General features: G+C 65.2%; 20 protein-coding genes. 1 reads left to right on the top strand and 19 read right to left on the bottom strand.

All coding sequences use genetic code 11. The annotated features are described in order from the left end of the window. Positions 1–44 precede the first annotated feature (44 nt). A complete protein-coding gene (locus tag Rhe02_RS11855) occupies positions 45–1646 on the bottom strand; it encodes an ABC-F family ATP-binding cassette domain-containing protein (RefSeq protein WP_203908204.1) in 1602 nt (533 codons plus the stop codon). 18 nt (positions 1647–1664) lie between these two features. Next, positions 1665–2321, bottom strand: a complete 657-nt coding sequence (locus tag Rhe02_RS11850) for a class I SAM-dependent methyltransferase (protein WP_203908203.1) — start codon at positions 2319–2321, stop codon at positions 1665–1667. Between the two features lie 534 nt (positions 2322–2855). On the opposite strand from Rhe02_RS11850, the gene Rhe02_RS11845 reads away from it, so the two are divergent. Beyond that, positions 2856–3671 (top strand): hypothetical protein, encoded by an 816-nt coding sequence (locus Rhe02_RS11845; protein ID WP_203908202.1) that lies wholly within the window; start codon positions 2856–2858, stop codon positions 3669–3671. Here Rhe02_RS11845 and truA read toward each other — a convergent pair. The 17 genes from truA to rpsH all read right to left on the bottom strand — a co-directional run bounded on the left by truA (position 3651) and on the right by rpsH (position 14062). Then, positions 3651–4469 (bottom strand): tRNA pseudouridine(38-40) synthase TruA, encoded by an 819-nt coding sequence (gene truA, locus Rhe02_RS11840; protein ID WP_203908327.1) that lies wholly within the window; start codon positions 4467–4469, stop codon positions 3651–3653. The genes Rhe02_RS11845 and truA overlap by 21 nt on opposite strands. 31 nt (positions 4470–4500) lie before the next feature. Beyond that, positions 4501–4980, bottom strand: coding sequence for a 50S ribosomal protein L17 (gene rplQ / locus Rhe02_RS11835; RefSeq protein ID WP_203908201.1), 480 nt, complete (start codon positions 4978–4980; stop codon positions 4501–4503). 9 nt (positions 4981–4989) lie between these two features. Then, a complete protein-coding gene (locus Rhe02_RS11830) occupies positions 4990–6012 on the bottom strand; it encodes a DNA-directed RNA polymerase subunit alpha (protein ID WP_203908200.1) in 1023 nt (340 codons plus the stop codon). Positions 6013–6067: 55 nt separating this feature from the next. Beyond that, positions 6068–6694, bottom strand: coding sequence for a 30S ribosomal protein S4 (gene rpsD / locus Rhe02_RS11825; RefSeq protein WP_203908199.1), 627 nt, complete (start codon positions 6692–6694; stop codon positions 6068–6070). A gap of 15 nt (positions 6695–6709) precedes the next feature. After that, entirely contained in the window at positions 6710–7120 is a 411-nt protein-coding gene (rpsK, locus tag Rhe02_RS11820) for a 30S ribosomal protein S11 (protein ID WP_020520456.1), read from the bottom strand. A gap of 42 nt (positions 7121–7162) precedes the next feature. Then, positions 7163–7543, bottom strand: coding sequence for a 30S ribosomal protein S13 (rpsM, locus tag Rhe02_RS11815; RefSeq protein ID WP_203908198.1), 381 nt, complete (start codon positions 7541–7543; stop codon positions 7163–7165). A 150-nt stretch (positions 7544–7693) separates the two neighbouring features. Then, a complete protein-coding gene (gene rpmJ / locus Rhe02_RS11810) occupies positions 7694–7807 on the bottom strand; it encodes a 50S ribosomal protein L36 (RefSeq protein ID WP_020520458.1) in 114 nt (37 codons plus the stop codon). A 15-nt stretch (positions 7808–7822) separates the two neighbouring features. Next, positions 7823–8044: a translation initiation factor IF-1 gene (gene infA, locus Rhe02_RS11805; protein ID WP_018347787.1), complete on the bottom strand. Its 222-nt coding sequence runs from the start codon at positions 8042–8044 to the stop codon at positions 7823–7825. 225 nt (positions 8045–8269) lie between these two features. Then, positions 8270–9100: a type I methionyl aminopeptidase gene (map, locus tag Rhe02_RS11800; RefSeq protein WP_203908197.1), complete on the bottom strand. Its 831-nt coding sequence runs from the start codon at positions 9098–9100 to the stop codon at positions 8270–8272. A gap of 10 nt (positions 9101–9110) precedes the next feature. Continuing rightward, positions 9111–9764 (bottom strand): adenylate kinase, encoded by a 654-nt coding sequence (locus Rhe02_RS11795; protein ID WP_203908196.1) that lies wholly within the window; start codon positions 9762–9764, stop codon positions 9111–9113. A 40-nt stretch (positions 9765–9804) separates the two neighbouring features. Next, on the bottom strand, positions 9805–11133 hold the full coding sequence (gene secY / locus Rhe02_RS11790; RefSeq protein WP_203908195.1) for a preprotein translocase subunit SecY: 1329 nt from the start codon (positions 11131–11133) through the stop codon (positions 9805–9807). A 276-nt stretch (positions 11134–11409) separates the two neighbouring features. Further along, positions 11410–11853: a 50S ribosomal protein L15 gene (gene rplO, locus Rhe02_RS11785; RefSeq protein WP_203908194.1), complete on the bottom strand. Its 444-nt coding sequence runs from the start codon at positions 11851–11853 to the stop codon at positions 11410–11412. Next, on the bottom strand, positions 11854–12036 hold the full coding sequence (rpmD, locus tag Rhe02_RS11780) for a 50S ribosomal protein L30 (RefSeq protein ID WP_203908193.1): 183 nt from the start codon (positions 12034–12036) through the stop codon (positions 11854–11856). It lies immediately after the preceding gene. Continuing rightward, positions 12036–12677, bottom strand: coding sequence for a 30S ribosomal protein S5 (rpsE, locus tag Rhe02_RS11775; protein ID WP_203908192.1), 642 nt, complete (start codon positions 12675–12677; stop codon positions 12036–12038). The genes rpmD and rpsE overlap by 1 nt, the downstream gene beginning before the upstream one ends. Positions 12678–12695: 18 nt before the next feature. Next, positions 12696–13091 (bottom strand): 50S ribosomal protein L18, encoded by a 396-nt coding sequence (gene rplR / locus Rhe02_RS11770; protein WP_203908191.1) that lies wholly within the window; start codon positions 13089–13091, stop codon positions 12696–12698. Beyond that, positions 13088–13642: a 50S ribosomal protein L6 gene (gene rplF / locus Rhe02_RS11765; protein ID WP_203908190.1), complete on the bottom strand. Its 555-nt coding sequence runs from the start codon at positions 13640–13642 to the stop codon at positions 13088–13090. Before rplF ends, rplR begins: the two co-directional genes overlap by 4 nt. Positions 13643–13654: 12 nt before the next feature. Next, complete coding sequence (gene rpsH / locus Rhe02_RS11760; RefSeq protein ID WP_203908189.1) at positions 13655–14062, bottom strand: 30S ribosomal protein S8; 408 nt, start codon at positions 14060–14062, stop codon at positions 13655–13657. Between the last annotated feature and the right edge of the window lie 6 nt (positions 14063–14068).

Below are 14068 nucleotides of genomic sequence, written 5' to 3'. Positions count from 1 at the left end.
AGAGTTTCTTATCGAGGAAGATACACTTTTATGATGATCGATGGCTAGCGTACGTCCCAAACAGGTTCTACAGTTTCGCGCACCTCTCCATCGTTTTGAAACAGCAGGAAACGGTCGAAGCCGCGGGTGAACCAGCGATCGTGCGTCACCGCGATGACGGTGCCCTCGAAGCCGTCCAGCCCTTGCTCCAGCGCCTCGGCGCTTGCCAGGTCAAGGTTGTCGGTCGGCTCATCGAGCAGGAGCAGGGTCACGCCGCTCAACTCAAGCAGCAGAATAAGAAAACGAGCCTGCTGGCCGCCGGAGAGCGTGCCGAACCTCTGCTCGGCCTGCTTGGCAAGCTCGTAGCGGTCGAGAACCTTGTAGGCCGCCTCGCGGGCCAGCGACGGGCGATCCGCGTCGCCGCGCCAGAGAATGTCCAAAAGCGTGTGCTGCATCAGCTCCGGGCGATCGTGGGTCTGGGAGAAGTGGCCCGGCACCACCCGCGCGCCAAGGCGATGCCCACCCTCATGGGCGATGGTCTCGCCCGCGAGCAGCCGCAGGAAGTGTGACTTGCCGGTGCCGTTCGCGCCCAGCACCGCCAGCCGATCCCCGTACCACAGCTCAAGGTCGAACGGGAAGGTGAGGTTCACCAGCTCCAGACCTTCGCACATCACCACTCGTTTACCCGTGCGTGCGCCGCGCAGCCGCATCTGAATCTGCTGATCCTTGGGCGGCAGCGGCGGGGCACCCGCCTCCTCAAACTTCCTCAGTCTAGTTTGCGCCGCCTGGTACCGGGAAGCCATCCCATCGTTATAGGCGGCCTTCTGTTTGTACATAAGCATTAGCTGGCGCAGCTTCTCGTGTTCCTCGTCCCAGCGGCGGCGGCGCTCCTCCATGCTGTCGTGGCGGGCCACCCGGGCCTCGTGCCACGAGGCGAAGCTGCCCACGTGGGTCCACGCGCTGCCACCCTCGACGGCCACCACACGATCGGCGGTTTGGTTGAGCAACTCACGATCGTGGCTGACATAGAGGATCGACTTCTTGGATTCGCGCAACCTCTGCTCGAGCCAGCGTTTGGCTGGTACATCGAGAAAGTTATCCGGCTCGTCTAGGAGAAGCACCTCGTCGTTACCGCGCAGTAAAAGCTCGAGCGCGAAACGTTTCTGTTCGCCACCGGAAAGTGTCCGGGTTGGACGGTCCTTCGTCGCCTCCCACGGCTTGTCGAGGATGAGTGTCGAAACGGTGTCGAAAAGAACCTCGGCGTCGTATCCACCGGCCTCGCCGAAGCCGGTGAGCGCCTCGGCATAGCGCACCTGGGACTTGACCGTGTCCTGCTCCCGCATCGCCGCCTCGGCCTTGACCAGCCGCTCGCCGGCCGCTCGCAGCTGCGGCTCCATCAAGCTGAAGGCGAGCTGCGCAAGCGTCGTCTCGTCGGCCACCATGCCGATGAACTGACGCATCACGCCCAGCCCACCGAACCGGGCCACCGCACCGATCTTGACGGGAAGGTCACCGGCCACCATGCGCAGCAGGGTCGTCTTGCCCGCGCCGTTCGGCCCGACCAGAGCGACCTTGGACCCCTCACCGACGCGGAAGGAAACGTCGCTGAAAAGCTCCCGCCCGTCGGGCAGCACGAAAGCGACCCCGGCCACGTCTATATATCCCACGGCCGGAATACTGCCTGATCAGGCGGTGCTTTGGCGACTTACTTTCAGCACCCGGAAGCCGGCCGCGCTGGCGTGGCGCTGAGTCGGGAACCCTTGACCGATAAGCCACTGCTGCAGCGAGTCGCTGCCCAGGTGCTTGGCCACCACGAGCCAGGCCACACCGTCGGGTTCCAGTCTCGGCAGCCAGGTCAGCAGAAGCTTGTGCAATTCGGCTTTGCCCACATGAATCGGCGGGTTCGACCAGATCTGAGCGAAGGTCACCTCCGTGGGCACCTCGTCCGGCGCGGCCACCGTGATGGCAAGACCTTTCGCGTTGCGGCGGGCCAGGTCCCTTGCCCGGGCGTTGATGTCGACCGCCCACACCTTCGCCTGCGGCGCCATCGTCGCCAGCACCACGGCGATGGGTCCGTAGCCGCACCCCAGATCGAGGAAAACGCCTTCGGACTGCGGGCCGGGCAGCTCCGCTTTGCGAAGAAACACACTCGTACCGGGATCAAGCCGATCGGAGGAGAAAACGCCACTGGCCACCGACAGTGAGTAACTGTTCCCCTGCACAGTGAAGTCAATCTCACGTATTCGTGTTTCGCTCGTGGGTTCCGCGGTGAAATAGTGCTCGGTCACCGGCACATTCTCCCCCGATCGGTCAGACCAGCCCGCCGCAGGGGCGAACGGCATATGACGTCCGTTACGCTGTGCGACATGGCTCATGGGTATAGCGGAGGCAACGGCGACTGGCCGCCTCCGCCACGACGGGACTCCCGTGACCCATCCGCCGCGCGTGGGTCTGGCCGCCGGCGCACGCCCGAGCCTCCGCCCGACGGTTTCAACGGCTTCTCCGAACGCAAACCACCGCTACCCCCCGAGCCGCCAGGCGCCCGCAACGGCGCGATGGCCCGCCCACGCGGGGTCAACGAGCCGCCGCCGATGCCGCGTGTTCCGGTGCCCCCGCCGCCGCCTCCCGGCGCCCGGCGCCGAGCTCCCGCCCAACCGGCCCCCCCGCCGCCACCGCAGGCACCCGGGCCGATGCCGCCGCGCAATGGACGTGGCGACTACAGCCGGCTGTCGCCGGAAAGACTTGCCTCAGCACCGCCGATCAGCCCTGCCCCGCGGCCGCAACCCGGCCGCGGTCGTCCGCCTGGGCCTCCACCGCCGCCGATGCGCCGCCAAGGTCCACAGAACCTGCAGCCGCCTCCCGGCGTGCAGCGCCCGATGCCCCGGCCGAGGCCGGCCGCCCCGGGCCGGCGATGGCAGCGGGTTTCCCTCAACCCCCATCTGTCGCGCCGCTGGAAGGCCAGCCTCACCGCGATCACGATCATTCTGGTGCTCGCCGTCTGCGGCATCGGCTCCTACCTGATCGTTCTGGATGAGCAGAAGGGCGTGCAGGCGCAGGCCAACACGGAGGCTCCAAAGGCGACCAGCACCCCCGTGGACATCTCGTCGCAGGTGGTCGATCCGGTCCCGCTGACCGAGTCTGAGCTGTTCCCCAACAAATCGATCGTGATCGACCAGAAGCGGCCCAACGAGGTCTACACCCTGATCGACGCGCAGGAGCTGACCGAGTGCAAGTCGGCCACTGCCGGCGAGATCACCAAACTGATCGAGGGCATGGGCTGCAGCCAGGTGGTGCGCGGAACACTGAGCACACCGGCCGAGGGCTATGTGGTCACCGGCGGCATCATGAACCTGGATACGGCCCTCAACGCCGAAAAGGCATGGGACCAGATCAAGAAGATCGTCGAAGGGCAGAAGGGCAGATTCGTCGGGTACGTGATCCCCTCCGACAAGAGCACCAAAGCCCTGGCCCTGGCTTCGAGCGTGGTCGGCTGGACGGTCAAGGGTCACTACGTCGCCTATTGCGTGATCGCGCGCAGCGACAGCAAAGAGATCCCGAAGGACGACCCGTTCGCCCAGCAGATCATGGAAGACATCGTCCAGCTCTACCTGAAGAACCGGATACTCGAGGCCCGCGCCAACGACCCGGTCGTCGAGGGCAGCCCGGCGGGGTCAGTCCCGGCGAGTCCGTAGCTTGCGGGTGCCCTCGGCACGGGCCGCGTAGTCGCCCTGCTCCGGATATCCCACCGCCACCAGGGTCAGCCCATGGGCGGCCACCACCGGAACGTCTGTGGCGCGCTCAGCGCGCTTCAGCAGGCTCGCCGGCCAGCCCGCCTCCCGCCGGCCCTCGCCCACCGCGAGCATGGCCCCGACCAGGCTGCGCACCATCTGCTGGCAGAAGGCGTCCGCCTGCACGGTGGCGATCAGGATGTCTTGCGGGTCGCGCCGCCACGAAATCTCGGTCACCTCGCGGATGGTGGTGGCGAACTCCTTGCGGCGGCAGAAGGCCACGAAGTCGTGCTCTCCGGTCAGGCCCGCCGCGGCCACGTTGAGCGCGCCCAGGTCCAGCTTCCGCTGCCAGGCCAGGGTGTCCAAGCGGCGCAACGGGTTCGCGCCGTATTCGGCGTCGGTCACCCGGTACTCATATCGGCGCCACAAAGCTGAGAAGCGGGCATCGAATTCGCGCGGCACCTCAACCGCCCGCATCACCCTGACGTCCTGTGGCAGCAGCCCGGCCAGCCGCCTTCCCAACGCCACGCCACGTTCGGCCCACAGCTGCGCCGGCACGTCGAAGTGACACACCTGGCCTGTCGCATGAACGCCGGCATCCGTGCGGCCCGCGACGGTCAGCCCCGTGACGGTCTGGAACACCTTCTCCAGCGCGACGGTCAGCTCGCCCGCGACGGTTCTCCGTCCAGGTTGGACAGCCCACCCCGAGAAGTTCGTGCCGTCGTAGGCCACATCCAAACGAATGCGGGCCGGCACCCCGATGGGCGCCGACCCGCTTTCAGTTACGTGCAACTCAGGCCTTAGCCTCGTCGGCCTCGTCTGCCTCGCCGGACAGCACAGCGACCTTGTCCTCCTGCGCGGCTTTCTTCGCCGAAGCCTTGGCCGCGGCCTTCTTCTTCGGCTCCTCAGCCACCACGAGTTCCTCGACGAGCTCGATGATCGCCATCGGGGCAGCGTCGCCCTTGCGCGGGCCGGTCTTCACGATGCGGGTGTAGCCGCCTTCACGGTTGGCGAAACGCGGCGCGATCTCCTCGAAGAGCGACACGAAGACGTCCTTCTCGCCGATCGTCTTGCGGACCTCGCGGCGAGCCGCCAGGTCGTTGCGCTTGGCCTTGGTGATGAGACGCTCGGCCAGCGGGCGAAGCCGGCGGGCCTTGGTCTCCGTGGTCTGGATCCGGCCGTGCTTGAACAGCGAGCTGGCGAGGTTGGCCAGCATCAGCTTTTCGTGCGCGGGGCTGCCCCCGAGGCGGGGACCCTTGGTGGGCGTAGGCATTGGTGCTCCTTAAAGCTGTTCAGTCTCGCGGTAATCGTCATTGTCGTAGTCGGCCTCGCCAAAGGAATCCACGACATTGGCCGGGTCGAAGGTGGGAGCAGAATCCTTCAGCCCCAGTCCCATACCAGCCAGCTTCATCTTGACCTCGTCGATCGACTTCTGGCCGAAGTTGCGAATGTCGAGGAGGTCCGCCTCGGTGCGCCCGATGAGCTCACCGACGGAGTTGATGCCCTCGCGCTTGAGGCAGTTGTAGGAACGGACGGTGAGGTCCAGCTCCTCGATCGGCAGCGCCAGGTCAGCGGCAAGCTGAGCGTCCTGCGGCGACGGTCCGATGTCGATACCCTCGGCCGTCTCGTCCAGCTCGCGGCAGAGCCCGAAGAGCTCGACCAGGGTGGACCCGGCGCTCGCCAGCGCGGTGCGCGGCGAGATGGACGCCTTCGACTCCACATCGATGATGAGGCGGTCGAAGTCGGTGCGCTGCTCGACACGGGTCGCCTCGACCCGGTAGGTCACCTTGAGCACCGGCGAGTAGATCGAGTCGATCGGAATCCGGCCGATCTCGGCGCCGGCGTTCTTGTTCTGCGCCGCCGTCACGTAACCACGGCCACGCTCGACCGTCAGCTCCATGTCCAGGCGGCCCTTGCCGTTGAGCGTCGCCAGCTTGAGGTCGGCGTTGTGCACGGTGACACCGGCCGGAGGCTGGATGTCGCCCGCGGTCACATCGCCGGGGCCCTGCTTGCGCAGGTACATGCTGACCGGCTCGTCGTGCTCCGACGAGACGCACAGCTCCTTGACGTTCATGACCAGCTCGACCACGTCCTCCTTGACCCCGGGGATCGTGGTGAACTCGTGCAGCACGCCGTCGACCTTGATGCTGGTGACAGCGGCGCCCGGGATCGAGCTGAGCAGGGTGCGCCGAAGCGAGTTGCCCAGCGTGTAGCCGAAGCCCGGCTCAAGCGGCTCGATGGTGAACTTGGAACGGGTCTCGCTGATCGATTCCTCGGTCAGAGACGGCCTTTGGGTGATGAGCACTTTGTTTCTCCTTGGTTAGGGGCGCCCGCTATATGACGCCCTCCCAAATGAACTGCTACTTGCTGTAGAGCTCGACGATCAGCTGTTCCTGGACCTGGGTGTCAATGGCACCCCGGGCCGGCATCGAGTGGACGAGCACCTTGAACTGGCTGGGGATGGTCTCCAGCCAGGCCGGGACGCCACGCGAGCCCGCTTCGGCCTGCGCCACGATGAACGGCGTCATCTCGCGCGACTTGCCGCGGACCTCGACGATGTCGTGGGCGTGGACGCGGTACGACGGGATGTCGACCTTCTTGCCGTTGACCAGGAAGTGGCCGTGCTTGACGAGCTGGCGAGCGTGGTCACGCGACTTGGCCAGGCCAGCGCGGTACACGACGTTGTCCAGACGCGATTCGAGAATCTGCAGCAGGACCTCACCGGTCTTGCCCGTCTTGCGGTTGGCCTCCTCGTAGTACCCGCGGAACTGCCGCTCCAGCACGCCGTAGATGCGGCGGGCCTTCTGCTTCTCGCGCAGCTGCAGGAGGTACTCGGACTCCTTGGCACGGCCACGGCCGTGCTGCCCCGGCGGGAACGGCCGGGACTCGAACGGGCACTTGGGCCCATCGCACTTGCTGCCCTTGAGGAACAGCTTCTGCTTCTCACGACGGCAGCGACGGCAGTCGGCACCTGTATAACGAGCCATATCTATCTTTCTCCCTTAGACCCGGCGGCGCTTCGGCGGACGGCATCCGTTGTGCGGCTGCGGGGTGACGTCGGAAATCTGCCCGACCTCAAGTCCAGCGGCGGTCAGCGAACGAATGGCGGTCTCACGGCCCGAACCGGGACCCTTCACGAACACGTCAACCTTGCGCATCCCGTGCTCCATCGCCCGGCGCGCGGCGGCCTCGGCGGCCAGCTGAGCGGCGAACGGGGTGGACTTACGGGAACCCTTGAACCCCACCTGACCGGCGGAAGCCCAGGAGATAACAGCACCGGTCGGGTCCGTGATGGACACGATGGTGTTGTTGAACGTGCTCTTGATGTGCGCCTGCCCGTGGGAGACGTTCTTGCGTTCCTTGCGCCGGACCTTCTTGACGGCCGCGGCGCCTGTGCGTGCCTTAGGTGGCATTGCTTAGTGCGCTCCTTAGTTCAGATCGGTTGCGGCTGACCGCTACTTCTTGCCGGCCTTCTTCTTGCCGGCCACCGTGCGCTTCGGGCCCTTGCGGGTGCGAGCGTTGGTGCGGGTCCGCTGTCCACGGACAGGCAGCCCCTTGCGGTGCCGGATGCCCTCGTAGCAACCGATCTCCACCTTGCGGCGGATGTCAGCGGCGACCTCGCGGCGCAGGTCACCTTCTACTTTGTAGTTGGCTTCGATGTGATCCCGCAGCTGCACGACCTCGTCGTCGGTGAGGTCCTTCGCGCGCTTGTCGGGGCTGATGCCGGTCGCCTTCAGGGTTTCCTGAGCGCGAGTCCGGCCGATGCCGAAGACGTAAGTAAGTGCGATCTCCATGCGCTTTTCGCGCGGGAGATCCACACCAACAAGACGTGCCATGGATTGGCTCCTGTGATACCACCAGGTCTGCGCCGCGTTCCCATCCCCATAAAGAGGCCCCGGCCTGGTACCGGGGGTTGGCCACAGGAGTTTCCCGAATGGGACGTCCCCGCGGCCGGAACGAGCTTGTACTTAGATGTCGGTCTGCAATCAGCCTTGACGCTGCTTGTGGCGCGGGTCATCACAAATGATCATGACCCGGCCGTGCCTGCGGATGACGCGGCACTTATTGCAGATCTTCTTGACGCTTGGCTTGACCTTCACGGCTCGCCCTCTTAGTTACTTGTAGCGGTAGACGATGCGTCCCCGGGTCAAGTCGTACGGCGAGAGTTCGACGACGACCCTGTCCTCGGGCAGGATGCGGATGTAGTGCTGACGCATTTTTCCGCTTATGTGGGCCAAGACCCTGTGACCGTTCGCGAGCTCAACCCGGAACATTGCGTTCGGGAGTGGCTCTATTACGCGGCCCTCGATCTCGATGGCCCCATCCTTTTTCGGCATGTCCTCCGCTACCTGACGTCGGGTGGATAAGTCGGCTTACCGGGTCTCTCGTAATCTCTCGATTACGCCAGCCGCGGTCTGTCTGCTTACCGAAGCGCGGATGAGCACGACAGAGAAGACGCGGTGCGCCAATAGGCGAGTCTACGCGTGCCCGCCCATCGATACAAACTGGCCCCCACGCATCCCGCGCTCGGGTGTGTCAAATCACTGTGACGCTGGCTCCCGCTAAAGAAAGTCGCGGGCAGCACTGCTTAACAAGTCGCCGAGGCGCTCGCGGCCGCCGTCGGCGGCGGTGGTGACCACGACGCCGTCGGCGTAGAGGGCCACGGAGTGCTCGACGTGCACTGCGGGAAGGCGGTCGAGCGTGACGACTGTCCAGCCGTCGGACAGCTCGAGAGTCTTTGGCGAGCCCAGAGTGATCATGGGCTCGATGGCCAGCGCCATCCCGGGAATCAGGGACGGGCCCCGGCCCGGCCGGCCGTAGTTGTGGATGTGCGGATCCTGGTGCATCTCGGTGCCGATGCCGTGGCCGCCGTACCCGCGAACAATGCCATATTTTTTCGGCGCCTTACGGATCGACGACTCGATCGCGTAAGAGACGTCGGTCAGCCTTCCCTTGCCCGACTTCACTCCCCGGGCCGCCGCGGCGATGCCCGCCCAGAGCGAGTCGACCGCGACCTCGGTCATGGTCACCAACTCCGGCGCGATCTCGCCTACCCCCACGGTGATCGCGGCGTCGCCGTGCCAGCCGTCGAGGATCGCCCCGCAGTCGATCGAAATCAGGTCACCCTCGCGCAACACCTGCTGCGGATTCGGGATGGTGTGAACCACCTGCTCGTTCACAGATGAGCAGATCGTGCCCGGAAAGCCGTGGTAGCCCTTGAAAGACGGCACCGCGCCGCTCGACCGGATCACGTCCTCCGCGATCGCGTCGAGATCGGCGGTGGTCAAGCCCGGCTTCACCGCCTCCCGGCAGGCTTCCAGCGCGGCCGCTACCACCAGCCCGGCCTTGCGCATCAGGGCCAGCTGTTCGGGAGTTTTGATCTCGATTTCCACAGCTGCAAAGTTACGCGCTGTAGGACCTGAGAGCGTCGATTGCGCGCTCAGTCACATCTTCTACCGGTCCCGTGGCGTCGATCCCGACCAGCTTGCCCTGCCCGCCGTAGTGCTCGACGAGCGGCGAGGTGTCGCGGGCGTACACCCGCAGCCGCTCGGCGACGGTCTCGGGCTTGTCGTCGTCGCGCTGGTACAGCACGCCCCCGCAACGGTCACAGACGCCTTCGCGGGAGGGCGCGTCAAACTCGACGTGCCAGATCTTGGTGCACCCGCGGCAGTTGCGCCGGCCCGACAGGCGCCGGATCACCTCGTCGTTGTCGACGATCAGCTCCAGCACCAGGTCGAGGCTCACGCCGCTGTCGCCGAGCATCTTGTCCAGCGCTTCGGCCTGCGGGACCGTCCGGGGAAAGCCATCGAGCAGGAACCCGTCCGTGGCATCCGGCTCGGTCAGACGCTCCCGCACCATGTTGATCGTTACCTCGTCGGGAACGAGGCCACCCGCGTCCATGTAGCGCTTGGCCTCGAGTCCGAGCGGAGTCGCCTGCGTAACGTTGGCCCGGAAAATGTCCCCCGTCGAAATCTTGGGCACAGACAGGTGGGCGGCGATGTACTCCGCCTGAGTGCCCTTGCCCGCGCCGGGCGGACCTACCAGAACCAATCGCATTACGTCTCCTCACTGCGGTGACGCCTGGAGGAGCTCAACGTCACCGCAGGAATCCTTCATAGCTACGCTGCATGAGCTGGCTCTCGATCTGCTTGACCGTCTCCAGACCCACGCCGACCATAATCAGCACAGCCGTTCCACCGAACGGGAAGTTCTGGTAGGCCTGGCTGTCGAGCGCGATGAAGAACAGGTTCGGCAGCACCGCGATGATGGCCAGGTAGAGCGCGCCTGGAAGGGTGATCCTGCTCAGGATGAAGCTGAGGTAGTCGGCCGTCGGCTTGCCCGGGCGGATACCCGGCACGAAGCCACCGTACTTCTTCATGTTGTCCGCGACCTCGGTCGGGTTGAACGTGATCGAGACGTAGAAGTAGGTGAAGAAGAGGATCAGCAGGCCGTACGTGAGGATGTAGGACCACGACGTGGGCGTAGCGAAGTACTTCTCGATGAAGATGTAGACCTTGCCCGGGTTGTCGCTGCGCATGAAGTCGAGTGCCAGCTGCGGCAGGTAGAGCAGCGAGGACGCGAAGATCACCGGGATAACACCGGCCTGGTTGACCTTCAGCGGGATGTAGGTCGACGTGCCGCCGTACATCCTGCGGCCGACCATCCGCTTGGCGTACTGCACCGGGATGCGCCGCTGCGCCTGCTCGATGTAGACCACCAGCGTGATGACCACGAGGACCAGCGCGATGACGCCGACGAAGCCCCAGACACCCTGCGAGTCGAGGATCTGCCAGCCCTCTGAGGGCAGGCGCGCCGCGATCGAGGTGAAGATGAGGACGGACATGCCGTTTCCGACACCACGGTCGGTGATGAGCTCGCCGAGCCACATGACCACGCCGGTGCCGGCGGTCATCGTGATGACCAGCATGCCGACGGTGACCCAGTCCGGGAGGCTGGTCTGCGGAACGATCGGGAACTCGTTGCACATGTTGTTGAACAGCTGGCCGGAGCGCGCCAGGGCGATGAAGGCCGAGGACTGCAACACCGCGAGACCCAGCGTCAGGTACCGGGTGTACTGAGTGATCTTCGCCTGACCGGCCTGACCCTCCTTGCGGAGCTGCTCCAACCGCGGGATGACCACGGTAAGCAGCTGCAGGATGATCGACGCGGTGATGTAGGGCATGATGCCCAGCGCGAAGACCGACAGCGACATGAGCGCGCCGCCGGAGAAGAGGTTGAGCAGTGTAAAGACCCCGCTCTGGTCGCCGGTCTTCATCGCCTCAACACACTGCTGCACATTGCCGTAGGCAACGCCCGGGCTGGGCAGCGTGGCACCGAGACGGTAGATCGCAATGATCCCTAATGTGAAAAGGATCTTCTTGCGCAGGTCAGGCGTTTTGAACGCACTGATAAACGCGGAGAGCAACTCTTTCCTCCTGCGCGAGGGCACCGGTAGCCGGTGGCGACTTCAAGGGGCGTGACTAACAGCTACGGCGCGATTTCACGCGTAGCTGGGTTCGGACTCTAACAGCCTGAACCCGAATTGGTCAGGTCTGGCGAACAGATATCTGTGCCAGGGTCGATCTAAGAGCTTATGGTGTCCGACCCTTCGGCCAAGATGCCATAACGTTTTGCCATCAATGCTCCGGGACGGAGCACGGCGCCCTGCCCAAACGGGAAGGACGCCATGGCTCATCGTCTTTCAGAGCTCCGTTGCGGAGCCACCGGCAGCCGCGATCTTCTCCTTGGCCGAAGCGCTGAACGCGTGCGCCGCAACCTGGAGCTTGATGCCGTTCAGGTCACCCGTGCCGAGCACCTTGACCGGCTGGCCCTTGCGGACCGCACCGTTCTGAGCGAGCTCGAGCGGGCCAACCTGGCCGCCGTTGGGGAACAGCTCAGCGAGCCGGTCCAGGTTGACCACCTGGAACACGACCTTGAACTTGTTCTTGAAGCCCTTCACCTTCGGCAGGCGCATGTGCAGGGGCATCTGCCCACCCTCAAACGCCGGCGAGATGTTCCTGCGGGCTTTCGATCCCTTGGTACCACGTCCAGCCGTCTTGCCCTTGGAACCCTCACCGCGACCCACTCGGGTCTTCGCGGTCTTGGCTCCTGGCGCCGGCCGGAGGTGGTGAATCTTGATCGTCATTTACTCAACCTCCTCGACCTTCACGAGGTGGCTGACCGCAAAGATCATTCCCCTGATCTCGGGACGATCCTCTTTCACCACCACGTCGTGGATCCGCTTCAGACCAAGCGAACGCAGCGAATCACGCTGGTTCTTCTTCGCACCGATGTCGGACCGGACCTGGGTCACCTTCAACTGCGCCATTACGCACCCGCTCCCGCACGCGCCGCCAGAAGCTTGGCGGGCGCGACATCCTCGACCGGAAGCCCACGGCGGGCCGCGATGGCCTCCGGGGACTCCAGCATCTTCAGAGCGGCGACGGTCGCGTGCACGATGTTGATCGGGTTCGACGAGCCGAGGCTCTTCGACAGCACGTCGTGGATGCCCGCGCACTCCAGCACGGCACGCACCGGGCCACCGGCGATAACACCGGTACCAGCGCTCGCCGGCTTGAGCAGCACCACACCGGCCGCTGCCTCACCCTGCACCGGGTGCGGGATGGTGGCGGCGATCCTGGGCACCTTGAAGAAGTGCTTCTTGGCCTCCTCGACACCCTTGGCGATCGCCGCGGGCACCTCCTTGGCCTTGCCGTAGCCGACGCCGACGGTGCCTTCGCCGTCGCCCACCACTACCAGAGCGGTGAAGCTGAACCGGCGTCCGCCCTTGACCACCTTGGCCACACGGTTGATCGCGACTACCCGCTCAAGATGAGGGGTCTTCTCGACCGACTGGCCGCCGCGACCTTCGCCGCGTCCGCGACGTTCGCCGCGTCCGCCGCGGTCGCCGCCGCCTTCGTTGCTGCTTCCTGTACCGGAACCCGTGCCCCGGCGCTGTGGACCTGGCATGTTACCCAGCCACCCTTCCTAGAACTCGAGTCCGGCGCCGCGAGCGGCATCGGCGAGGGCCGCGATGCGACCCGCGTAACGGTTACCACCGCGGTCAAAGACGACCTTGCTGATACCAGCGGCCTTGGCACGCTCACCGAGCAGTGCGCCGACCTTGGTGGCGATTTCACTCTTGCTGCCTGCGGCTGTCCGGATCGACGCGTCCAGGCTCGAAGCCGATACCACGGTGTGACCCTTGGTGTCGTCGACGATCTGAGCGGTGATCTGGCGCAGCGACCGGGTGACGACCAGACGAGGACGCTCCGGGGTTCCGCTGACGTTCTTGCGGACGCGGAAGTGCCGACGCGCACGGCCAACCGCGCGCTTGGCGGCGACATCGCTGCCACCGCGGCGCTTGAGAAGCGTGGCGCTCACTTCTTACCTCCCTTACCGCCGGCCTTACCGGCCTTACGGCGGATAACCTCGCCGACGTACTTGACGCCCTTGCCCTTGTAGGGCTCCGGCGGGCGAATCTTGCGAATGTTCGCCGCGATCTCGCCCACGAGCTGCTTGTTGATTCCGGAGATGTGGAACAGGGTCGGCTTCTCCACCTGGAAGGCGATCCCCTCCGGCGCTTGCACCAGCACTGGGTGCGAGAAGCCGAGGGCGAACTCCAGATCGCTGCCCTTGGCGGCGACCCGGTAACCCGTACCACTGATCTCCAGGCTCTTCTTGTAACCCTCGGTGACGCCAACAATCATGTTGGCGACCAGGGTCCGAGAGAGCCCGTGCAGCTCCTTGGCGCGACGCTCATCGTTGGGGCGGGTGACGAGAAGCTCGCCGTTCTCCCCGCGCTCCACAATGATCGGCTCGCTGACCGTGTGCTCAAGGGAACCCTTGGGGCCCTTGACCTTTACGGTCTGTCCATCGATGGTGATCTCGACGCCAGTGGGCACCGGGATCGGCTTACGTCCAATTCTCGACATGGCAGACCTTCCTCACCAGACGTAGGCGAGGACTTCCCCGCCCACCCCTCGCTTGCGGGCCTGCCTGTCGGTGAGCAGCCCCTGGGACGTCGAAATAATCGCCACGCCGAGGCCACCGAGCACCCGTGGCAGCTCCTGTGACTTGGCGTAAACCCGCAGACCGGGCTTGGAGACGCGCCGGATACCGGCGAGGCTCCGCTCACGGCTCGGGCCGAACTTCAGTTCGACGACCAGCTTTTTGCCGACGGCGCCCTCCTCGGGCTCCTCGACAGACCACGAGGCGATGTAACCCTCTGCCTTGAGGACCTCGGCGACGTTCGCCTTGATCTTCGAGTAGGGCATTTTCACCTGCTCGTGGTACGCCTGGTTGGCGTTACGCAGACGGGTCAGCATGTCTGCGATCGGGTCGGTCATGGTCATTGTCTT

This window comes from Rhizocola hellebori, assembly GCF_016862955.1.
Taxonomy (GTDB): Bacteria; Actinomycetota; Actinomycetes; order Mycobacteriales; family Micromonosporaceae; genus Rhizocola; species Rhizocola hellebori.
Note: the sequence above shows the minus strand (reverse complement) of the source record. Positions and strands in the feature narration are given on the sequence as shown.

What these genes read in the sequence shown, in the direction of transcription:
- Rhe02_RS11850 (WP_203908203.1), bottom strand. Translation starts at nt 2,321, where the DNA reads ATGCCGTTCGCCCCTGCGGCGGGCTGGTCTGACCGATCGGGGGAGAAT.
- Rhe02_RS11845 (WP_203908202.1), top strand. Translation starts at nt 2,856, where the DNA reads ATGCCCCGGCCGAGGCCGGCCGCCCCGGGCCGGCGATGGCAGCGGGTT.
- rplQ (WP_203908201.1), bottom strand. Translation starts at nt 4,980, where the DNA reads ATGCCTACGCCCACCAAGGGTCCCCGCCTCGGGGGCAGCCCCGCGCAC.
- rpsD (WP_203908199.1), bottom strand. Translation starts at nt 6,694, where the DNA reads ATGGCTCGTTATACAGGTGCCGACTGCCGTCGCTGCCGTCGTGAGAAG.
- rpsK (WP_020520456.1), bottom strand. Translation starts at nt 7,120, where the DNA reads ATGCCACCTAAGGCACGCACAGGCGCCGCGGCCGTCAAGAAGGTCCGG.
- rpsM (WP_203908198.1), bottom strand. Translation starts at nt 7,543, where the DNA reads ATGGCACGTCTTGTTGGTGTGGATCTCCCGCGCGAAAAGCGCATGGAG.
- infA (WP_018347787.1), bottom strand. Translation starts at nt 8,044, where the DNA reads ATGCCGAAAAAGGATGGGGCCATCGAGATCGAGGGCCGCGTAATAGAG.
- Rhe02_RS11795 (WP_203908196.1), bottom strand. Translation starts at nt 9,764, where the DNA reads ATGCGATTGGTTCTGGTAGGTCCGCCCGGCGCGGGCAAGGGCACTCAG.
- rplO (WP_203908194.1), bottom strand. Translation starts at nt 11,853, where the DNA reads ATGACGATCAAGATTCACCACCTCCGGCCGGCGCCAGGAGCCAAGACC.
- rpmD (WP_203908193.1), bottom strand. Translation starts at nt 12,036, where the DNA reads ATGGCGCAGTTGAAGGTGACCCAGGTCCGGTCCGACATCGGTGCGAAG.
- rpsE (WP_203908192.1), bottom strand. Translation starts at nt 12,677, where the DNA reads ATGCCAGGTCCACAGCGCCGGGGCACGGGTTCCGGTACAGGAAGCAGC.
- rplF (WP_203908190.1), bottom strand. Translation starts at nt 13,642, where the DNA reads ATGTCGAGAATTGGACGTAAGCCGATCCCGGTGCCCACTGGCGTCGAG.
- rpsH (WP_203908189.1), bottom strand. Translation starts at nt 14,062, where the DNA reads ATGACCATGACCGACCCGATCGCAGACATGCTGACCCGTCTGCGTAAC.